The sequence below is a fragment of the Bifidobacterium saimiriisciurei genome (assembly GCF_010667655.1).
Taxonomy (GTDB): Bacteria; Actinomycetota; Actinomycetes; order Actinomycetales; family Bifidobacteriaceae; genus Galliscardovia; species Galliscardovia saimiriisciurei.
The window spans coordinates 46,125-65,455 of sequence record NZ_WHZU01000005.1 but is presented as its reverse complement, the minus strand read 5'-3'; the positions used below and the strand labels follow the sequence as shown (position 1 = coordinate 65,455).

The 19,331-nt window shown below is 66.5% G+C and carries 15 protein-coding genes; 10 read left to right on the top strand and 5 right to left on the bottom strand.

From position 1 onward, the window contains the following. Nucleotides 1–16: 16 nt before the first annotated feature. Together GFD18_RS04205 and GFD18_RS04200 are read right to left on the bottom strand one after the other, a co-directional pair. Nucleotides 17–289, bottom strand: coding sequence for an ACT domain-containing protein (locus tag GFD18_RS04205; RefSeq protein ID WP_094664857.1), 273 nt, complete (start codon nucleotides 287–289; stop codon nucleotides 17–19). Nucleotides 290–451: 162 nt separating this feature from the next. After that, nucleotides 452–1,117 (bottom strand): tRNA (cytidine(34)-2'-O)-methyltransferase, encoded by a 666-nt coding sequence (locus GFD18_RS04200; protein ID WP_163198242.1) that lies wholly within the window; start codon nucleotides 1,115–1,117, stop codon nucleotides 452–454. Nucleotides 1,118–1,219: 102 nt separating this feature from the next. Here GFD18_RS04200 and GFD18_RS04195 point away from each other — a divergent pair, with 102 nt between their 5' ends. Together GFD18_RS04195 and GFD18_RS04190 are read left to right on the top strand one after the other, a co-directional pair. After that, complete coding sequence (locus GFD18_RS04195) at nucleotides 1,220–2,158, top strand: A/G-specific adenine glycosylase (protein WP_163198240.1); 939 nt, start codon at nucleotides 1,220–1,222, stop codon at nucleotides 2,156–2,158. 135 nt (nucleotides 2,159–2,293) lie between these two features. After that, nucleotides 2,294–2,950, top strand: a complete 657-nt coding sequence (locus GFD18_RS04190) for a hypothetical protein (RefSeq protein WP_163198238.1) — start codon at nucleotides 2,294–2,296, stop codon at nucleotides 2,948–2,950. 7 nt (nucleotides 2,951–2,957) lie between these two features. On the opposite strand, the gene radA is transcribed toward GFD18_RS04190, so the two are convergent. Continuing rightward, complete coding sequence (radA, locus tag GFD18_RS04185; RefSeq protein WP_163198236.1) at nucleotides 2,958–4,460, bottom strand: DNA repair protein RadA; 1,503 nt, start codon at nucleotides 4,458–4,460, stop codon at nucleotides 2,958–2,960. 183 nt (nucleotides 4,461–4,643) lie between these two features. Between radA and GFD18_RS04180 the strand changes: the two genes are divergently transcribed. Both GFD18_RS04180 and GFD18_RS04175 read left to right on the top strand, forming a co-directional pair. Continuing rightward, nucleotides 4,644–5,246 carry a hypothetical protein gene (locus GFD18_RS04180; protein ID WP_163198234.1) on the top strand — a complete coding sequence of 201 codons (603 nt, stop codon included), beginning with the start codon at nucleotides 4,644–4,646 and terminating at the stop codon, nucleotides 5,244–5,246. A 139-nt stretch (nucleotides 5,247–5,385) separates the two neighbouring features. Then, nucleotides 5,386–5,475, top strand: coding sequence for a 30S ribosomal protein bS22 (locus GFD18_RS04175; RefSeq protein WP_004268639.1), 90 nt, complete (start codon nucleotides 5,386–5,388; stop codon nucleotides 5,473–5,475). A gap of 93 nt (nucleotides 5,476–5,568) precedes the next feature. On the opposite strand, the gene rpiA is transcribed toward GFD18_RS04175, so the two are convergent. Beyond that, on the bottom strand, nucleotides 5,569–6,267 hold the full coding sequence (gene rpiA / locus GFD18_RS04170; protein ID WP_100510062.1) for a ribose-5-phosphate isomerase RpiA: 699 nt from the start codon (nucleotides 6,265–6,267) through the stop codon (nucleotides 5,569–5,571). Between the two features lie 73 nt (nucleotides 6,268–6,340). Continuing rightward, entirely contained in the window at nucleotides 6,341–7,360 is a 1,020-nt protein-coding gene (locus tag GFD18_RS04165) for a ribonuclease H family protein (protein ID WP_163198232.1), read from the bottom strand. 406 nt (nucleotides 7,361–7,766) lie between these two features. Between GFD18_RS04165 and GFD18_RS11270 the strand changes: the two genes are divergently transcribed. From GFD18_RS11270 to GFD18_RS04135, 6 genes are all read left to right on the top strand, one after another. Then, nucleotides 7,767–10,937: a fibronectin type III domain-containing protein gene (locus GFD18_RS11270; protein ID WP_163198231.1), complete on the top strand. Its 3,171-nt coding sequence runs from the start codon at nucleotides 7,767–7,769 to the stop codon at nucleotides 10,935–10,937. Between the two features lie 223 nt (nucleotides 10,938–11,160). Continuing rightward, a complete protein-coding gene (locus GFD18_RS04155; RefSeq protein WP_204313959.1) occupies nucleotides 11,161–12,399 on the top strand; it encodes a heme/hemin ABC transporter substrate-binding protein in 1,239 nt (412 codons plus the stop codon). Beyond that, a complete protein-coding gene (locus GFD18_RS04150; protein WP_225432889.1) occupies nucleotides 12,399–13,622 on the top strand; it encodes a FecCD family ABC transporter permease in 1,224 nt (407 codons plus the stop codon). The genes GFD18_RS04155 and GFD18_RS04150 overlap by 1 nt, the downstream gene beginning before the upstream one ends. Next, the gene (locus GFD18_RS04145) at nucleotides 13,619–14,554 is read left to right on the top strand and encodes a heme ABC transporter ATP-binding protein (protein WP_204313957.1); all 936 of its coding nucleotides are present in this window, start codon (nucleotides 13,619–13,621) and stop codon (nucleotides 14,552–14,554) included. The genes GFD18_RS04150 and GFD18_RS04145 overlap by 4 nt, the downstream gene beginning before the upstream one ends. 71 nt (nucleotides 14,555–14,625) lie before the next feature. Then, nucleotides 14,626–15,981 carry a hypothetical protein gene (locus tag GFD18_RS04140; protein WP_163198230.1) on the top strand — a complete coding sequence of 452 codons (1,356 nt, stop codon included), beginning with the start codon at nucleotides 14,626–14,628 and terminating at the stop codon, nucleotides 15,979–15,981. Continuing rightward, on the top strand, nucleotides 15,978–18,902 hold the full coding sequence (locus GFD18_RS04135; RefSeq protein WP_163198185.1) for a fibronectin type III domain-containing protein: 2,925 nt from the start codon (nucleotides 15,978–15,980) through the stop codon (nucleotides 18,900–18,902). The genes GFD18_RS04140 and GFD18_RS04135 overlap by 4 nt, the downstream gene beginning before the upstream one ends. The last annotated feature ends 429 nt before the right edge of the window (nucleotides 18,903–19,331 follow it).

Here is a 19,331-nt window from a genome sequence, read left to right as displayed (position 1 = left end):
CTTCAGCAGGCTTGCCTCAGACGCGGTGCATCTTGGTGAAGATCTCCTCGCGCTGGCAGCGGATGCGCACGCCGATGTCGTCGCCGAGGTCCTCGAGATTGCCGACCATGGCGCTGAAATCCTTGTCGGATTCGGAGTAGTCGACGATCATCATCATGTTGAAGAAGCCGTCGATGATGGTCTGCGAGATGTCGAGCACGTTGACGTGGTGCTTCGACAGATACGTGCAGACGCGGGCGATGATGCCGACCGTGTCCTGGCCGACGACGGTGATGATTGCCTTGTTCATGAAGTCTCCCTTAAGACCAATACGACCGTTTGAATCCATCCCCGGCTCCGGACGGCGGCCTGATTGCGGCGGCCGTCCATGAAAAAGCCGTGTTCGCCCAGTCTACCAGTGGATTGTGTATGGCGTTCGCGTCGTCTCACGCCCGGTTTCCCGGTGGAGGTTTTACTTACCGCCTTGGAAGTTCAGCTGGCGCCAGGCTTCGTAGATGGCGATGGAGGCGCAGTTCGTCAGGTTCAGGGAACGCAGCGAGGGGCGCATGGGGAGCCTCACCTGCTCGGCCACGTGCGGGCCCTCCATGATGTCCATCGGATCGGGGATGTTGCCCGGCTCGGGGCCGAACAGCAGGATGTCGGTCGGCTTGTATTCGATCTCGGTATACAGCTTCGTGGCATGCGCGGTGAATGCGATGATGCGCGAGTTCGGCATCGACTCCACGAGGTTCTCGAAGTTCGGATGCAGCACCACATGCGCCATGTCGTGGTAGTCGAGGCCGGCGCGGCGCAGTTTCGTATCGCGCAGGTTGAAGCCCAGCGGCTCCACCAGGTGCAGGATCGTGCCGGTCACCGCGCACAGGCGGATGGCCGAACCGGTGTTGCCGGGGATGCGCGGCGAGTAGTAGCACAGATGCGGGGTGACCGTCTCGGCCTCGGCGGCCTTCTCGGCGGACAGCATGGCGTCGACCACGCTGATCGGATTGCCATGGGCATCGGTCACGAGCTCGTCGGGACCGTAGTTCGACTTGCGGTAGCCGTACTCGAACATCTTCTCGACCTTGGATTCGGGGTCGGAGCCGTGGTTTTCGGCCGGCTGCTGGGGATTCTGTTCCATATTCACAATCGTCAAGGATAGAAACGCCAACCGACACGGCGCATCGTGCGGGACGGCGTCTCGGATTTGCGCGGGCGTATGGTTTTTGGCATGGTTGCTGTGATGCAGGAAGAACGTGTTGACAAGCTTCGCGAACAGGCCCGCGAACAGGCCGGGGAACAGGTCCGTGTGCGCCTCGCCGCATGGTGGGAGGCGAACGCCCGCGACCTTCCCTGGCGCTTCGGCCGCACCACCCCATGGGGCGTGCTGGTCTCCGAGGTCATGAGCCAGCAGACCCAGATGAGCCGCGTCGTGCCGTACTGGACCGACTGGATGCGCGCCTGGCCCGACGCCGCGGCGCTCGCCAAGGCATCCACCGCCGAGGTCATCGCCGCGTGGGGGCGCCTCGGCTATCCCCGTCGCGCCCTGCGGTTGCAGGAATGCGCCCGCGTCGTCGCCGAACGGTACGGCAATACGCTGCCCGACGACTACGACACGTTATTGTCGCTGCCCGGCATCGGCGACTACACGGCCAGCGCCGTCTCCAGCTTCGCGTTCGGCCGGCGCGTCGCCGTCATCGACACCAACATCCGCCGCGTGCTCTCCCGCGTGCTGCTCGGCGTCGAATCGAGGGGAGGGGCCGCCACCCGCGCCGAACGAGACCTCGCCGACGACGTGCTTCCCGCCGACACGGCGCAGTCGGTCATGTGGAACCAGTCGGTCATGGAACTCGGCGCCGTCGTCTGCACGGCGAAGAAACCGGTGTGCGAAATCTGCCCCGTATCGGCATGCTGCGCGTTCCTCGCCGCCGGCCGGCCGGGACTGGGGGAGAAGCGCACCCGCCCCCGCCAACGATTCCAAGGCACCGACCGTCAGGTGCGCGGCATCGTATTGAACGCGCTTCGCCGGCGCCACGACGACGGACTGACGGCCGGCCTTCCGCGCGCCGACGCGGAATCGCTGTGGCCGGACCAGGGCCAGCTCGCCGCATGCATCGCCTCGCTCGACGACGACGGACTCATCGAGATCAACGAGGACGGCTCGCTGTCGCTGCCGCGGTGACGGCGCCGTCATGGCCGCCGCGATAACGGGCCGGGGTCGCCGCGGCCGCCGTATGGCGGCGCCGATGTGGAAATGCCGCTAGGAATCGCCGTGTTCCACGCCGTTTCCCGTCGGACGTTCCTACACTCATGAACTATGGCAAAACGGAGAATCAGCAAACAGCAGCAGCGTATCTATCGTCGTCGTCGCATCGTGGCGGTCATCGTGCTGATAGCCGTTCTTGCCGTATTCGGCGGACTCGTCTACGGCGTGGTCAAGGGCGTGCAGGCATTGACCGGCGGCGAACAGTCCCAATCACAGACCGCGAAGTCGTCGAAATCCTCGAAGGACACGAAATCATCAAGCGCCGAGGCATCGTCGGACAGCACGAAGAAACCCAAGACCACGGCCGGCGTGCCCGACTGCGACGACTCCAACATCACGCTGAACCTGTCGGCCGACTACACGACCGTCGGCGTCGGCGGCGCCGTGAACTTCAAGACGTCGATCCTGCACAGCGGCGGCAAGGCCTGCCTCATCGACGCCTCGAACGCGTCGCGCATACTGACCATCACGTCCGGCAACGAGACGGTATGGCGTTCGGACTCATGCGACGTCGACTCGCGCATGCTGCTCATGGACGGCAACGACAAGGACATCCAGACCGTCACATGGAACACGAACCGCACCGGCTCCACCTGCCAGGACGACGCCTCCCGACCCCATGTGGAGGCCGGCACCTACGTGGCCGTATTGAGCCTGCGCGACAACAAGGCCGTGAAATCCGATCCCCTTACCATCACCGTGCAGTAGCTCCGAACTACCGGCGCTTCACCACGCCCATCGCCTTCAGCGCCTTCGACACCGAATCCGCCTCGATGACGGTCAGGCCGTCGATGGCGACGGGCTTCGCGCCCCGACGGCGTCTGGGCACGACCACATGGGTGAATCCCAGACGGGCCGCCTCGCGCAGACGGTACTCCAACCGCGGCACCGGCCGAATCTGGCCGGTCAGGGAGATCTCGCCGATCGCCGCGTAATCGCGGGCGATCGGCGCATGGAAGGCGGCGCTCGCCAACGCGGCCGCGATGGCGAGGTCGCATGCCGGCTCCTTCGCCAATCCGCCGGCGATCGTGGAGATATACAGATCGTTGTTCAGCAGCGGGATGCCGCCGTGCCGGTACAATACGGCGACCAGCATGGCCAGCCGGTTCGAATCGATGCCGTTGGTCGCACGGCGCGGCGTCGGCAGCACGGAGTTCGTCACCAGCGCCTGGATCTCGATGGGCAGGCTGCGATGGCCGTCCACGGTGAACGTCACGCATGTGCCCTCGGTGGCGTCGTCGCCGTCGGAAAGGAACAATGCGCCCGGATTGACGACCTCGTCGATGCCCTCGCCGCTCATATCGAAGCAGCCGACCTCATCGGTCGGGCCGAAACGGTTCTTGACCGCGCGCAGCATGCGCAGCGCGGTCTGCGAATCGCCCTCGAACTGGCAGACCACATCCACCAGATGCTCGAGCGTGCGCGGGCCGGCGATCGAGCCGTCCTTCGTCACATGACCGACCAGCAGTACGGGGATGTCTCGCGTCTTGGCCACGTCGATGAGGGCGCCGGCGACCTCGCGCACCTGCGAGGAGCCGCCCGAGATGCCATCGACGTCCTGCGAGATGATGGTCTGCGCCGAATCGACGATTGCCAGCACCGGATTCACCTGTTCGATAAGACCGAGCACGGTGGCGAGGTCGGTGGTGGAGGCGAGCAGCAGATGGTCGTTGACGGCGCCGATGCGGCCGGCGCGCATACGTACCTGCGACGTGGACTCCTCGCCCGAGACATACAGGACCTTGCCGCCGGCGTCGGCTGCCGACGACGCGCCGGCCGCGGCCCGGGCCACGCGGCCTGCCGTCTCCAACAGCAACGTGGACTTGCCGATGCCGGGCTCGCCGGCCACCAGCACCACCGAACCGGGCACGATGCCGCCGCCGAGCACACGGTCGAATTCCCCGAAGCCCGTCGGCACGCGCGTCACGTCGGCCTCGCTCACCCTGGTGATGGGCACGACCATGGAATCGGGCACATGCGCCGCCTGCGTATGCGACGTGGCCGCGCCGATTCCCGAGCGCGAACCCGCGGCCATGCCGTTGACGCCGACGACGCCGGCGGCCGACGCCGCACCGCGCGTGCGCGCCGCAGCCCTCGGGCGCGCCTCGCGGAACTCCTCGATGGTGCCCCATTCGCCGCATTCGGGGCAGCGTCCGAACCATTTGCCGCCGCTCCATCCGCATTCGGAGCACAGGAACTGAGTAGAGGATTTCGCCATGCCGTCAACGCTATTGTCGTTGAACGACAAAATCCCCGCAGCACCCTCGCCCCCTATTGCGTCGCGTCGGCGGGAGCCGCCGGCGCGATTCGCAGAGAGGGCCATCGCGGCCGTTGGCATTGCAGGCGTCGGCGCATGCGGCGCCCGCCGGCCAGCGTCCTAACGGCGTGAGAGAATCACGCTATGCCAAATTCCAATTCTTCTTCCTCGCGACGTCGTCTGATCGTTATCGTCACCGCGGCGGTGATCATCATCATCGCGCTGTTCAGCGCGTTCGTCTGGCCCGGCTGGGCGATGAAGGACAACGGCGGCGATGCGCGGAGCCTGCAGACGCAGTCCGCGGCGGCGACCCCGACCATCGAGGCGTCCGCGCTGCCGAAGAACGCCAGCGAACTGGTCAAGGCGTTCCCCGATGCCGTGGCGAACTACGCGCGCACCGGCGTCGAGGCCACGAAGGACTGGGAATCCGCCAAGCCGGTCGAGGAGTATGCGGTCACGTATTCCACCGGCGCCAAGTCGAAGGACGTGGCGATGGTCATCGGCCAGTGGTCGAACTCCTCCGGCGCGAAGACCCAGTACGACAAGCTGACGGCCGCTCTGGAAGGCGACACCCTGGCGCACGGCAATGTGAAGGTGTCCGGCGCCAACAAGGGCACGTACGTGGTCAAGACCGACGCCGACGACGACGCCAAGGCCGTCGCCGTCTGGCAGAACGACACCGTGGTCTTCCAGGTGACGGGCGGCAAGGACGCGGTGATGGCGTTCTACCAGAAGTTCCCCATGTAGGCCGCCCCCATATGGTCTCGGCGTGGTCCATCGCACGGGGCCGCGGCACGGATTGGCGCCGTGGGTGGTGTTCGTCCGAAAGCCGTAGTACTATTGGGCAAGTTGCAATCTTTTCGATACATATAGAACGGAGGCTGAGATGGGTTCGGTCATCAAGAAGCGCCGCAAGCGGATGAGCAAGAAGAAGCACCGCAAACTGCTGCGTAAGACTCGCCACCAGCGCAAGTAGTCTTCAGCGCCGTACGGCGCAGCGTCGAGCAGACGCAGGAAAAAGCCCCGTGAACCTTACGGTTCCGGGGCTTTTGTCATAGGTGACGTTGCGTCACTTGTTGCCGTTGGTCATGACGCGCGGGCCGTTCGGGTCGCCCACGATCACGGTGTCGACCATGTTGAGGAACAGGCCGTGCTCCACCACGCCGACCGTGTTGATGAGGTCCTCGGCCAGCTCGCGCGGGTGGTCGATGCGGCCCAGGTGCAGGTCGACGACGAAGTTGTTCTCGTCGGTGCGCACTTCCTTGCCGTCGGCGTCAAGGCGCAGCACGGGCTTGTAGCCCTTGGCCTCGAACTTCTTGATGACGTGGCCGGCGCCGAACGGGATGACCTCGACCGGCAGCGGGAACGCGCCGATGGTGTCGACGACCTTGGACTCGTCCACGATCCAGACGATCTTGTTGGAGTTCGTGGCCACGATCTTCTCCCACAGCAGGGCCGCGCCGCCGCCCTTGATGCCGTCGAAGTTCTTGTCCACCTCGTCGGCGCCGTCGATGGTCACGTCGATGTGGTCGACGTCATCGACGTCCACGATCTTGATGCCATAGCCCTCGGCCTGCTCCTGCGTACGGCGGGAGGTGGTCACGCCGGTGAACTGAAGGCCTTCCTCCTGCACGCGGCGGCCGAGCTCGTCGACGAGGAAGCGCACGGTCGAGCCGGTTCCCAGGCCTGCGATCATGCCGTTCGTCACCAGCTTGGCGGCCTCGATGCCCGCCGCCTTCTTCAATGCATCCTGCTGTGCCTTGTCCATGGTTCTCTCCTTCGCTGGACCGGATTTTTGAACGTTCTACACATTCATTAACCAAGTGTATGCAACGGTGCGGTCAGCGTCCGAGGAAGACGTCGCCGTCGAGCTCCATCGTGCCGTCCGCGGCCACCGTGCCGGTGAAGGTGATGGTGCCGGTGATGGTGATGGACCCGCCTTGGAATGACGGGCTGCTTGACGGCGGGGGGGTGATGCGCACGGTGCCCTGCGCCCGCAGGCCGGAGGGACGGTGCGCGGCAGGGGTGGGGGGTGTGGAGGCGGGCTGTGATCGCGGCGCCGGTCGGCGGGCCGATGCCGGTGCGGGCTGTTTCTCCGGTGCGGGCTTTGCATCGTAGTCGGGCACGCCCTCGGGCTCCTTCAGCAGTTCGGCCAGTGAGGGCTTTGCGGACGGCTTCGACGCCGATTTCGACGCTGACTGCGCCGCATGGTTCGTCGTCGAGCCGTTGGGCCCGTCGCCGCTGGACTCGCCGCGCCCCAGATGGTATTCCTCCGCCGTGATGCTGCCGTCCAGAAGCATCTGCGCGTCGGCGGGCACGTCGGTGCCCTTCGAATAGTCGGACCCCAGCAGCGACTGCCAGCCCTCCTTCGGCAGGTATCCGTCGCGCGCCTTGGAACGGCAGTCGCCCGCATACGTGCGCGCCAGCTCGTCCACCTTCTCGTTGCCGGCGTTGCCCGCGTGGCCTTTGACCCACACGAACTTCACCGAACCGGCACGACGGGAGATCTCCGCGTCGATGGCCTTGACGAGCTGCGCGTTCTTCACCGGCTTCTTCTGCGAGTTCTTCCAGCCGTTGCGCTTCCAGCCATGCACCCACTTGGTCGAGCAGTTGATGGCGTACTGCGAATCGGTCTCGATGACAAGGGGCTCCTCGCCCGGATGCGCGCGCAGCGCCTCCAGCACCGCGCACAGCTCGCCGATCTGATTCGTGCCGTTCGTCGCGCCGCCCGCGTCGCAGTCGCCGGGATGCTCATGGCCGGGCCTGCCGCCCGCATCCACCTCGTGGTCCGCCCACGCCCAGCCCATTGGACCATTGGGGTTTCCAAGAGCGCTGCCATCTGTTGATACCGTGATCGTCATGATTGTCAGGGTAGTGGATGCCTTGGCCGTCGGCCGTGCAGCGTCGGCTATGACGCATACGTCCGTGAAATCCGACGCCGAGAGGTTCCGGACGTCGGTTGCAACGTACTAGGGGTGTATGCTACGCCCCGCCGAACTATGTAGTGTGATGTATATCACATCTATTGATTTTGGGAACGATTCTTGATATCGCGCGTGCGCGAATACGGAACCAAGCTTGGAAAAACAAGACTTGAGAATGATTTTTTCCTCGTCGTATCGTGCGTACGAACTTCACAGGGCATGCCTGTCAGCTCTATATCTTTTTCGAGGCGACGCCCCCCGTGAGGAACGTGTTGGAACCCCGAATCCGCATCAGGTTTCCGTTGGATGAGGGCATGGGGACATGAAGACGAAAGGAACATCAGTGTTCTTGAACAAGAAACGCAGCGCGGCGCTCGCCTCGGCAGTCGCCGTGGCGACGCTCGGCGCCGGACTCGTCGTGCCGGCCGCCTCCGCCGCCGACTCGACCGCGAAGACCACCGACGACGCCACCCTGACGTGGGGCCTCAACAAGGAGACGAACTGGCGCGCCTACAATCCCGGCACGTTCAACTTCCTGAGCGCCGGCGTCGTCGACAAGACCTCGGCCGACGACCTTGTCGAAGAGAACGAGTGGAAGCAGTCGGACGGCAACGTCTCCATCGAGAAGAAGCAGGCCGACGGCACGTATGCGGCCGCCACCTGGGCCGGACTCAAGACCACCCCTGACGGCAAGGACCTTCCCGCCGCCTATTCCGCCACCGGCGAGGGCAGCGGCAACCGCGTCAAGCTGACCAAGGGCACCGGCACCATCGACGCCGACAAGGACAACGCCGAGATCTCCTGGACCGGCTCCTTCACCGTCGCCTACTACTCCGGCCAGGTCCAGTGGTACGCCAAGGACCTCAAGCTGAACGTCACCGGCGGCAAGGGCACCGTCACCGCCACGCTCGGTGGTTGGGCCACCGACATGAACGACGCCACCGTGTTCAACAAGGTCGCCGAGGAGAAGAACGTGGAGATCGCCACGCTCTCCAACGTGGACGTGAAGGACGACGGCACGGTCGTCACCCCCGACTTCAACGAGATCGACGTGGACGGCCAGGGCACCAAGGCCAAGAGCTGGCCGAAGCCGTTCCTCGACTTCATCACCAAGACCGGTTCCGGCCCGTACTGGTACGCCTCCGGCGGCGCCGCGGACCAGCGCAAGGCCCCCACCGAGATCGCCGTCTCCTACACCGCCAAGGCGGCCGAGGATCCGACCAAGGTGGGCAACGTCGGCACGCTTTCCGCCGACCCGACCACCATCGACCCGACCAAGGACCAGCAGATCACCGTGACCGGCAAGGGCTACACCGGCTCCGGCGCCGCCTACGGCACCTACGTCGTGATCGCCGACAAGTCCGTGTGGGAGCCGGGCAAGGTCCCGACCGACCAGAACGCCTTCACCATCCAGAAGTGGGTGCGCCCGAACAACGATCCGAAGGACGGCTACGCCAACCTCGACAAGGACGGCAACTGGACCCAGGTGCTCGACATCCCCGCCAACACGCTTGACGCCTCCAAGCAGTACGTGGTCGGCACGTTCGCCGCGCACATGCTCTCCGTGACCAACCGCAACCTCGACCACGCCGTCGACCTGACGCTCAAGACCACCGAGCCGGAGACCACCGCGCCCGCCGCCCCGGCCCAGCCCACCGCGACCCTCGCCGGCACCAACGCCGACCCATACCAGGTGAAGGTTGATTGGAAGGCTCCGGCCAAGGATGGCGGTTCCGCAATCACCGGCTACACCGTCACGCTCACCCCGTCCAAGGGCGACGCCGTCACCCAGGACGTGGACGCGAACACCACCACCGCCACGTTCACCGGCCTCTCCGCCCAGGGCGTTTCCTACACCGCCACCGTCGTGGCCAAGAACGCCAAGGGCTCCTCGGTCGCATCCCCGGCCTCCGACGCCGTGACCCCGAACCCCGATCCGGCGGCCGACCTGGGCATCAAGGTCAGCCCGGCCACGAACATCGACCCGTCCGTCAAGAACACCTTCACCGTCAAGGGCACCGGCTTCACCGGCGGCGCCGCCGCGAACGGCACCTACCTGATCGTCGTCGACTCCTCCGTGTGGAAGCCCGGCCAGGCCTTCAGCATGGCCTACATGGGCAAGCTCGTCGGCACCGCATGGATCCAGCCCGGCCAGATCAAGGACGGCGCCTTCACCGGCACCGTCGACGTGGACGCCAACAAGCTCGAATACGGCAAGACCTACATCGTCGGTACCATCGCCGCGCACCAGCTGGCCATCACCGACCGTCGCCTCGACACCGCCCAGGCCATCACCCTCAAGGCCCAGATTCCGACCGCGCCGAGTGACGTGACCCTTGCCAAGTCCGGCGACGCCGACGCCACGGTGGGCTGGAAGGCCCCGGCCGCCGGCGCCTACGACTCCAAGGTCGCCAAGTACACGGTCGTCGTCTCCGACAAGGACGGCAAGCAGGTCGCCACCAAGACCGTCGAGGCCGTCGACGGCCAGAGCGCGTACACCGCCGACTTCGCCGGCATCGCCAAGCCCGGCACCACGCTCAAGGCCACCGTCGTCGCCATCGACGCCGAGGGCCAGCAGTCCGCGGCAGTCGCGGCCAAGAACCTTGAGATCGCGGCCGTCGCTCCTTCCGCCCCGCAGAACGTGACCGTGAAGCAGTCCGGCGCCCACGAGCTGCTCGTCAGCTGGTCCAAGCCCGCCTCCGACGGCGGCAGCGCCATCACCGGCTACACCGTCACGCTCACTCCGAAGACCAAGGCCCGCGCCGCCGCTCTGACCGCCGACGTGGACGCGAACACCTTCCAGCACGTCTTCACCGAGCTCGACCCGAACACCGAGTACACGGCATCCGTGACGGCCAGGAACGCCGTCGGCACCGCCGGCGCGTCGGCGGCCGAAGCCGCCAAGCCCGCCGCCATCGAGCCGAAGCTCGCCTTCGCCGACGCGGACAAGAAGGCCATCACCTCGCTCACGCTCAACGTGAACGACGAGAAGACCATCTACGCCTTCGCCCAGGGCGAGAACGTCGGCGGCGAAAAGGTGACCTGGGAGTCCTCCGACAAGTCGGTCATCGGCTTCCCGGCCGAATCCGACGACTCCGCGGCCGACACCCCGTCCACCGCCGCCGTCGGCTACGACGAGCAGAAGGTCGTCGCCGGCAAGGCCGGCTCCGCCACCATCACCATCACGGCGACCATCGACGGCAAGGACGTCAAGGCCACCCTGCCCGTCACCGTGAAGGACCCGACCGCCAACAACAACGGCAACCAGAACAACAACGGCAACAGCGGCCAGAACCAGAACAACGGTTCCGCCAACGGCAGCGCTTCCGGCTCCGCGACCGGCACCACGTCGTCCAACAAGACGAACGCCGCCGCCAAGGCCAACGGCACCGCCACGAAGCCCAACGCGCTGAGCAAGACCGGCTCCGCCATTATGGGCATCGTCGCCGCGGCCGCCGTCCTGGCCGCAGGCGCGGGCATCGTGCTCGCCGCCCGTCGTCGCGCCCTGCGCTAAGCCGTAGTCGACGAGACTAAGGCGTCGGTAATCAACTCCCCTCAGTCGGCTGTCGCCGACAGCTCCCCTCAATCATGAGGGGAGCCGAGCGTCACATCATCTGGCTCCCCTCATGAATGAGGGGAGCTGGCCGCCAAAGGCGGTCTGAGGGGAGTTGATTCCCGCCGAATATGTCATCCCCGCTCATCCGTCATCACACCCATTTCAAGGGAAACACCGCTTCATGAACATCGGACATCTGATCGTCGATGCGCGACGCCGCGCGAAAGCCCTGCTGGCGTCCCTCCTCGCGGTCGCGTGCCTGATGGGCATGGCCGGCTGCGCCAACATCGGCACCATCTCCGAGTCCAGCCTCGACTCGTGCGACGTGCCCGACGCATCCACCACCCCCAATCCGCCGAAACTGCCCGACGTCACACAATCAAAACTCCAGAACCCGCGCGAGATCACCGGCCCCACCACCGCCTACACGCGTTCCGACCAGATCATCCCCATCTCCAACGCGCCGTTCGAACAGCAGAAGCTGCCCGTGACCGTCACCAGCTCCGACGGCCCGAAGCAGACCGTCACGGACACCACGCGCATCCTCGCGCTCAACCAGAACGGCGGCCTCGCCGCAGCCGTCTACGCACTCGGATTCGGCTGCAATCTCGTCGGCCGCGACACCGCCACCGGCTCCTCCGGCATGGACAAGCTGCCCAAGGTCACCGTCAACGGCATGGACCTCAACGCCGAAGCCATCCTCGCGCTCGAACCCACGGTCATCATCACCGACACGAGCATCGGCCCCTACGACGTGCAGCTGCAGCTGCGGCAGTCCGGCGTGCCGGTCGTGTTCGTGCCGCTCACCAGCAACGACGGCGTCAGCGGCGTCGGCACGCAGATCCAGGCCGTGGCCGACGCGCTCGGCGTCAGCGACCTCGGCAAGCAGCTCGTCAAACGCACCAACAGCGAGATCAGCCAGACCATCCAGACCATCCAAAAAACCATGGCGCCGGCCGACGTGAACCGCAAGCCACGCATCGTGTTCCTCTACGTGCGTGGCAAATCCATCTACTACTGGTTCGGCGAAGGCTCGGGCGCCGACTCGCTCATCCAGTCCATCGGCGCGAACGACGTGGCCAAGGAGGTCGGATTCAAGGGCATGGCCGCCACCAACGCCGAAGCGCTCATCAAAGCCAAGCCCGACGTCATCTTCGCCATGACGCTGGGCGTGCAGTCGGCCGGCGGGCTCGACGGCATGCTCGAACTGCCCGGCATCAAGGAGACGCCCGCCGGACAGCATCGACGCGTCGTCGACATGAGCGACTACGAGATCATGAGCTTCGGCCCGCAGACGGCGCAGGTCCTCGCCGCGCTCGCCACGGCCGTCTACGTGCCCGAACAGGCCTATCAGCCCAAGACCAAGCCGGAAGTCGTCGAAAACCGGCTGAACGAGATGAAGCAGGAGAACACCAAGTGATGGATAAGACGGGCAACGTCCCCAACGCCTCGGCGTCGGTCTCGGCACCGCGTGCGTCCGACGGCGCCACCACTGCCGCCAACGCCGGGGAGACCAGCGACATCCGCGCGGCGGCGGCCCGCGTCGACCGGGCGCGCAACCGGCACATCGCCGCCAACGCCGCCGATCTCGGTCTCGCCGGCAAGCCGCGCATGGGCAAGACAGCGCTGACCTTCGTCATACTCATTGTCGGATTGCTCGTCATGACCGTCGTCTCCGCGTCGCTCGGCCAGCTCATCATCCCGTTCGACCAGGTCATCGGCTCCGTGCTCAACAAGGTCGGCATCCACTGGCTCGAGGGGCCGACCCGTGCGTTCGGCAACGAGGCATTGTGGAACGTGCGCTTCCCGCGCATCGTCATGGCCATCGTCGTCGGCGCTGCCCTCGGCGTCGCCGGCGCCGTCATGCAGGGTGTGTTCGGCAATCCGCTCGCCGAACCCGGCACCGTCGGCGTCTCCTCCGGCGCGGCCGTCGGCGCCAGCTGCTCCATCCTCATGGGATGGACGTTCCTCGGCGCGTTCACCACGCCGTTCCTCGCGTTCGCCTGCGGCCTGGCCACCACCATGTCGGTGTATCTGCTGGCCCGGCGCGGCGGCCGCACCGAAATCGTCACCTTGATTTTGACCGGCGTGGCCGTCAACGCCATCGCCGGCGCGCTCATCTCGTTCTTCACCTTCGCCGCGCCCACCAACGCGCGCGACCAGATCGTGTTCTGGCAGATGGGCTCGTTCAACGGCAGCCGCTGGCAGCAGGTGGCGCTTGTGGCGCCCATGTGCGTCATCGGCATCATCGCCGTGCAGTTCATGGCCCGCCGGCTCGATCTGCTCTCGCTCGGCGAGAAGCCGGCCCGTCACCTCGGCGTGAACGTGGAACGCCTGCGTTTCCTCTCCATGCTCGCCGTGGCGCTGCTCGTCTCGTCCGCGGTCGCGTTCGCCGGCATCATCTCGTTCGTGGGACTGGTCGTGCCGCATCTGCTGCGCATGATCATCGGCCCCGGCCATCGCACGCTGCTGCCGGCCTCCGCGCTCGGCGGCGCGCTGCTGCTCACCATCGCCGACTTCGCCGCCCGCACGACCATCCAGTTCGCCGACCTGCCCATCGGCATGCTGACCTCGCTCGTCGGCGGTCCGTTCTTCTTCTGGCTGCTTCGCCGCAGCCGATCCAAGTCAGGAGGTTGGGCATGAGCGTGGCTCTCCGCATGCCATGGAACACCGTCCATCGCACGCCGCAGATGCCGAATCCCGGCGACTGCGTGCTCGAGCTCAAGGACGTAAGCGTCGAAATAGGCGAGCGCCGCATTCTCTCCGGCATCGACCTGGACATCCGCGCCGGCGAGGTGCTGTCGCTGGTCGGTCCGAACGGCGCCGGCAAGTCGACGCTGCTGAACGCCATCACCGGCGACGTGCCGCTCGCCGATGGCGAGATCTCGCTGTTCGGATTGCCGGCCGCATCGTGGGATGCGACCGAACTGGCCATGCGCCGTTCGGTGCTGCTGCAGTCGGTCGACGTGACGTTCCCGTTCAGCGTGGACGACATCGTGCGCATGGGCCGTTCCCCGTGGGAGGGCACCGCCGAGGAGATGGACGACGACATGATCGTCGATTCCGCGATGTCGATGACCGAGGTGACGCCGCTCGCCGACCGCGTCTATACGTCGCTGTCGGGCGGCGAGCGCGGCCGTGCCGCCTTCTCTCGTGTGCTCGCGCAGGCTGCGCCGATCCTGCTGCTCGACGAGCCGACCGCCGCCATGGACATCAAGCATCAGGAGATGCTCATGCGCATCGGCCGCGACTATGCGGCGGCCGGCTGCGCGGTCGTCGTCATCGTGCATGCGCTCGACGCGGCGGCCGCATGGTCCGATCGTGTGGCGCTGCTGGAGCGTGGCCGGCTCCGTGCCGTGGGCACGCCCGAGGAGGTCTTCACCTCCGTCATGCTCACCGACGTGTACCAGTGCCCCATCGAGGTGCTGCCGCATCCCGCCGGCGGACTGGTGATCCTGCCGAAACGGCCGGCGGTCCGTCGCAACGTCTATGGCCGTCATCGCGGATTCCCCGGCGCGTCCGCCGCCGAGCTGGGGCAGCTGGCGCGTTCGCGCGGTCAGGAGGCGATGCGATGACGCGACATATGATTGCCGGATTCATGCCGTCGGCCCCTTCTCCGACGCGGAGGCGAACGACGACGGGGACATTGGCGAAGCGGCTGGTCGCGTTTGCGACCGCCGTCGTCATGCTCGCCGCGATGGCCGCCGTCGACGCCGTGCGCGGCGTTCCCGCCGCACAGGCGGCCGGCGCCCAGGTGAGCGCCACCGTCGAGGGCGGCTCGCTCAATCCGAACGGCAAGACGACCGTCGACCTGTCGGGCAGCGGATTCCAGTCCGTGCAGGGCGGCTTCGGCGGCATCTACGTGCTGTTCGGCTGGGTCAGCGACCCGAACGGCGACTCGTGGAAGCCGTCGAAGGGCGGCGTGACCGGCGAGGACTACCGATACGTGCCCGACGACGAGAACAACCCCGCCGGATACGACGTGTTCGTCGCGTTCCCCGGCGATTCGACGGCGTCGGCCGCGAACGGCGGCCAGATCGCCGCGAACGGCACATGGAACGCGAAGATCACCGTGCCCGGTGCGAAATTCACCAGCTACGACAGGTCGAACAATCCCACCGAGGTCGACTGCACGGCCGTGCAATGCGGCATCATCACCATCGGCGCCCACGGCGTCGTCAACTCCAGCAACGAAACGTTCACGCCGTTGAGCTTCGCCGCCCAATCATCGGAGCAGTCGTCCTCGGACTCCGGTTCCGATTCGTCCGATGACACGGCATCCACGGATTCGTCGGATGACGCCGCCGCGGCCAAGGCGGCCGAGGAAGCGAAGAAGAAGCAGGCCGCGGCGCAGGCGGCAGCGAAGAAGAAGGCCGAGGAAGAGGCCGCAAGGAAGGCCGCCGAGGCGGCGGCAGCATCGCAGACGACGGAAGGGAATGATATGAACGCGCAGATTCCGGTGTTGGGAGTCGCGGGATGGCTGATCGTCGCCGCGATCATCATCTTCGGCATCGCCATCATCGTGCTGGCGGCCGGCGTCGGCGGCTATCTCGCCATGAAGTCGGTGCTGCTCGGCGTCTCGCCGGCCGCGCTCGACAAGGAGATCGCCAAGCGCGAGCGCCACGCCGAGGACGTGCGGGCGCGCGAGGCCATGAAATCGGCCAGGCGCCGCCGCAGGCAGTACCAGCGCCTGCTCAAGGAACAGGGGCGCGCCGACCAGGTGCAGTCGCTGGTCGAGGACGCTCCGCTGCCCGCGCCGTTCGGCACGTCGGCGGCCACGCAGGCCATGCCTCCGGTGCCGGCCGGCGATGGCGCCGCCGCTGTCGATGGTGTCGGCATCGACGGTGCGGCCTCGACCGGCCGTGCGGTTCCGAACGCCGGCGACGCCGCGTCCGGCGGTGCATCCGTCGCGGCCGGGGTCCGCGGCTTCTTCGCCCGCCGTGCGGCGAACACCGGTAGCGATGTGACGGCTGATTCGGCAGGGAAGGAAGACGAACGATGAGCATCGGACGAACCATTCTCAAGACCATCTGCGCCGGAGCCTCCATCGTGGCCGTCTGCGCCGGATCGGTCGCCGCGATCGCGCCGGCCTTCGCCGCCGACGCGGCCACGACCAGCACGAACGCCTCGTCGTCCGCCGACGTCGCGAATACGACCGACGTGACCGGCGTCGTCTTCGAATGGGGAATCAACCCCGAAACCGGCGGCGGATCATACTTCGGCGGCTGCAACGCCCTGTCCGCCGGCACGGCCGGCGACGCGGGCGGCAGCGGCGTATGGACGGCGACCAAAACCGGCGCCGACGGCAAGACGCTGTATCGCACGGTCGACGAATCCGCCCACGCCGAAATACTCAAGCCCAAAGCCGACGGCACGATGGAACGCGTCGGCGGATTCGCCGAACGCTGCACCAACCGCAACGGCACATCCATCGCCGGCAAGACCGGCGGCATGACGATGAACGGCGAACCCACGTATTCCGAAAACATCGTCCGGCTCACCGACGGCACCGGCACCGTCGACGCCGCCACGAACTCCGCGCGCATCGAATGGAAGGGCGCCTCGTTCACCATCGTCTACTACGGCGGCATGACCTACTGGTCCATCGCCGACCCCGTGCTCGACATCAGCAACGGCAAGGGGACGCTCACCGGCACCGCATCCGGATACGCCGCCGACATGAACGACGCGAGCAAATGGGAGAAACTGCCGGCCACGACCATCCATCTGGCCGACTTCACCACCGGCTCGGCCAGCGGCGTCGGACAGCAGATAACGTTCGACGCCGACAAGGGCACGCTCACCGCCCAGCCCGACTACCTCGGCGTTACCGCCGACGCCGGAGCGGACGCCCATGCCGGACAGGCCGCGAAAACCGACGACAACGCCGCATGGTGGGGATCGTTCCCTGCCACATGGGTGCAGTTCAACAACGCCACCGGGCAGTCGTCCTACTGGTACACGACCAGCGGCGGCAAGAACACCATCCAGCCTCGCAAGGTCGCCTCGCCGATCACCGTCACATGGAAGTCTCAGCCGAGCGACGCCGAACCCAGCGTGACCGCCGACGTGAAATCGGTCGAACGAGGCAAGGCCATCACCTTCACCGGCAAGAACCTCGCCGAGGGCACGGCATACGCCGGCCGGATCATCAGTCCCGCCAACGAGACCGTGGCGAAGGGCCTGGCCCCGACCGCCGAGGATTCGACGAAATGGACATACACGATCCCCACAGACGCGCTCGCCGGCACCTACACATTCGAACTGTACGATGCGGCCGCCGGCGATGGCGCGGACGCCGTGGCGAGCACCACGTTCGTCGTCGGCAGACTGCCGGGCGCTCCGACGCTGACCAATCACGACGCCGAGGGCAGCGACCGCGTCGAACTGTTCTGGAAGGCGCCGGGCGAGAAGGGCGACCCGAAGTTCTCCGGATTCGTGGCCACCGCGAAACCCCGGTCCGGTGGCGACTCCGTCATCGCGTCCTTCGGCAGGAAGGAACGCAGCGGCATGATCACCGGACTCAAGGCCTCGACCACCTACGACGTGACCATCGCCGCCACCAACGCACTCGGCCCCGGCGCCGCGTCGAATGTCATGACCGTCACCACGGCGGCGGTCGGCTCGGGGTCGGGTTCGGGCTCAGGCGGCAATGGTTCCGGTTCGGGCGACACGACGAACGGCGGCTCCAACGGCGGCGGCTCCGGTGCGGACGGCGCGACGTACAAGAACGTCACCCTGCGCTGGGGCATCAACGACGAGACGAATTCCGCCGCCTACTATGGCGGCTGCAACTTCATCTCGGCGGGCAAGGCCGGCAACGCCGGTTCCTCGAAGACATGGGACGCGTCCTTCTACAAGGCCAAGGACGGCAACGTGACCATCGAGAAGCCGGATTCGTCCGGCAAGTGGGTCACGGCCTCATGGGACAGCAAGTGCCTCGCCCGCGATGGTTCGAGCGTGAAGATGGCCAAACGCGCCGACGGGCGCTCCATCAACACGGAATCGCAGGTGGTGCTCTCCAAGGGGGTCGGCACGGTGCAGGCCGACGGTTCGGTCGAGGTCTCGTGGACGGGTTCGTTCACCGTCGCCTACTACGGCGGCATGACCTACTGGAGCGTCACCGACCCGAAGCTCACGCTCGACGCCTCCGGCAACGGCGCGCTCACCGCCACCGCCTCCGGATACGGCGCCGACATGAGCGACTCCAGCAAATGGGTCACGCTTTCGGCGCGCACGATCCATCTCGCCGACTTCAAGGGCGTGGACGTGAAGAAGGCGGCCGGTGCGCACGGCTTCACCAAGACGCCCGAATATCTGGGCGTCGCCGTGAAGGCCAGCGGCGACCATGGCGCGCAGGCGTCGAAGGACTCCACGAACGCCGCCTACTGGGGCGCGTTCCCGCAGTCGTTCGTGGACTTCCAGGTGGAGACCGGCCAGTCGGCCTACTGGTACACGGCGAACAGCCAGCGTGACTTCGCCAAGCCCACGCTGCCGCTTTCCGTGCAGTACGACTCCTCGTTCAAGGTGAGCGCCGGCTCCGGCAGTCCCGCGGCGGCATCGGCCTCCGGCGGTTCGACGGGCTCGTCGTCGGGCCTTGGCAGCGGGGGAGCGCTGTCCTCCGCCGGTTTGGCGGCCGGCTCGTCCTCGGCGAAGAAGTCCGCCGCCAAGAAGTCGTCCTCGGCGAAATCCGATGCGGCCGCTGCGGATTCGGCATCCGACGCCGCCGATGACGGTTCGGCGGATTCCACGGCCTCCGACGCTTCCGCCGCACCGCTGATCGCTGACAACGCGAAGACCATCGCCATCGGATCCGGTGGCGTGGCGGCTGCGGCGGGCCTGCCCCTGGGCCTCGGCTGGTTCATCCGCCGCCGTCTCGGTCTCGACCCCTCCGCCGCCCTCGACTCCCGCCTCGGCCTGTAGCCGGGATACGACGAACAGGAACCGAACCGCGTCTATGGTTCCTGTTCGTCGCGGTGAAAGCAACAAACAGGAACCAACCCGGTCGCACGGTTCCCGTTCGTCGTTAAGCTCCCAACATATGGGAACCAAACGCCTCGCACGGTTCCCCTGCGTTGTAGGGCATCCAACGAACAGGAGCCGAGCTGAGCGTTCGATTCCTTTTTGTCACGGTAGACGCAACACAAGGGAATCAGCCGCCCCCTCGTGGTTCCCCTCTGTTGCGGTGAAAGCAACGGATGGGAACCGTACGCTGCCGTTCGTTCCTATCGGTTGCATACATCGCAACGTATGGGAATCATCGCACGGTCACGGTTCCCATTCGTTGCGTCACTCACGACGAACGGGACTCTGCGCTGGATCCCGGTTCCCGTCCGTTGCGGCGGCAGGCCG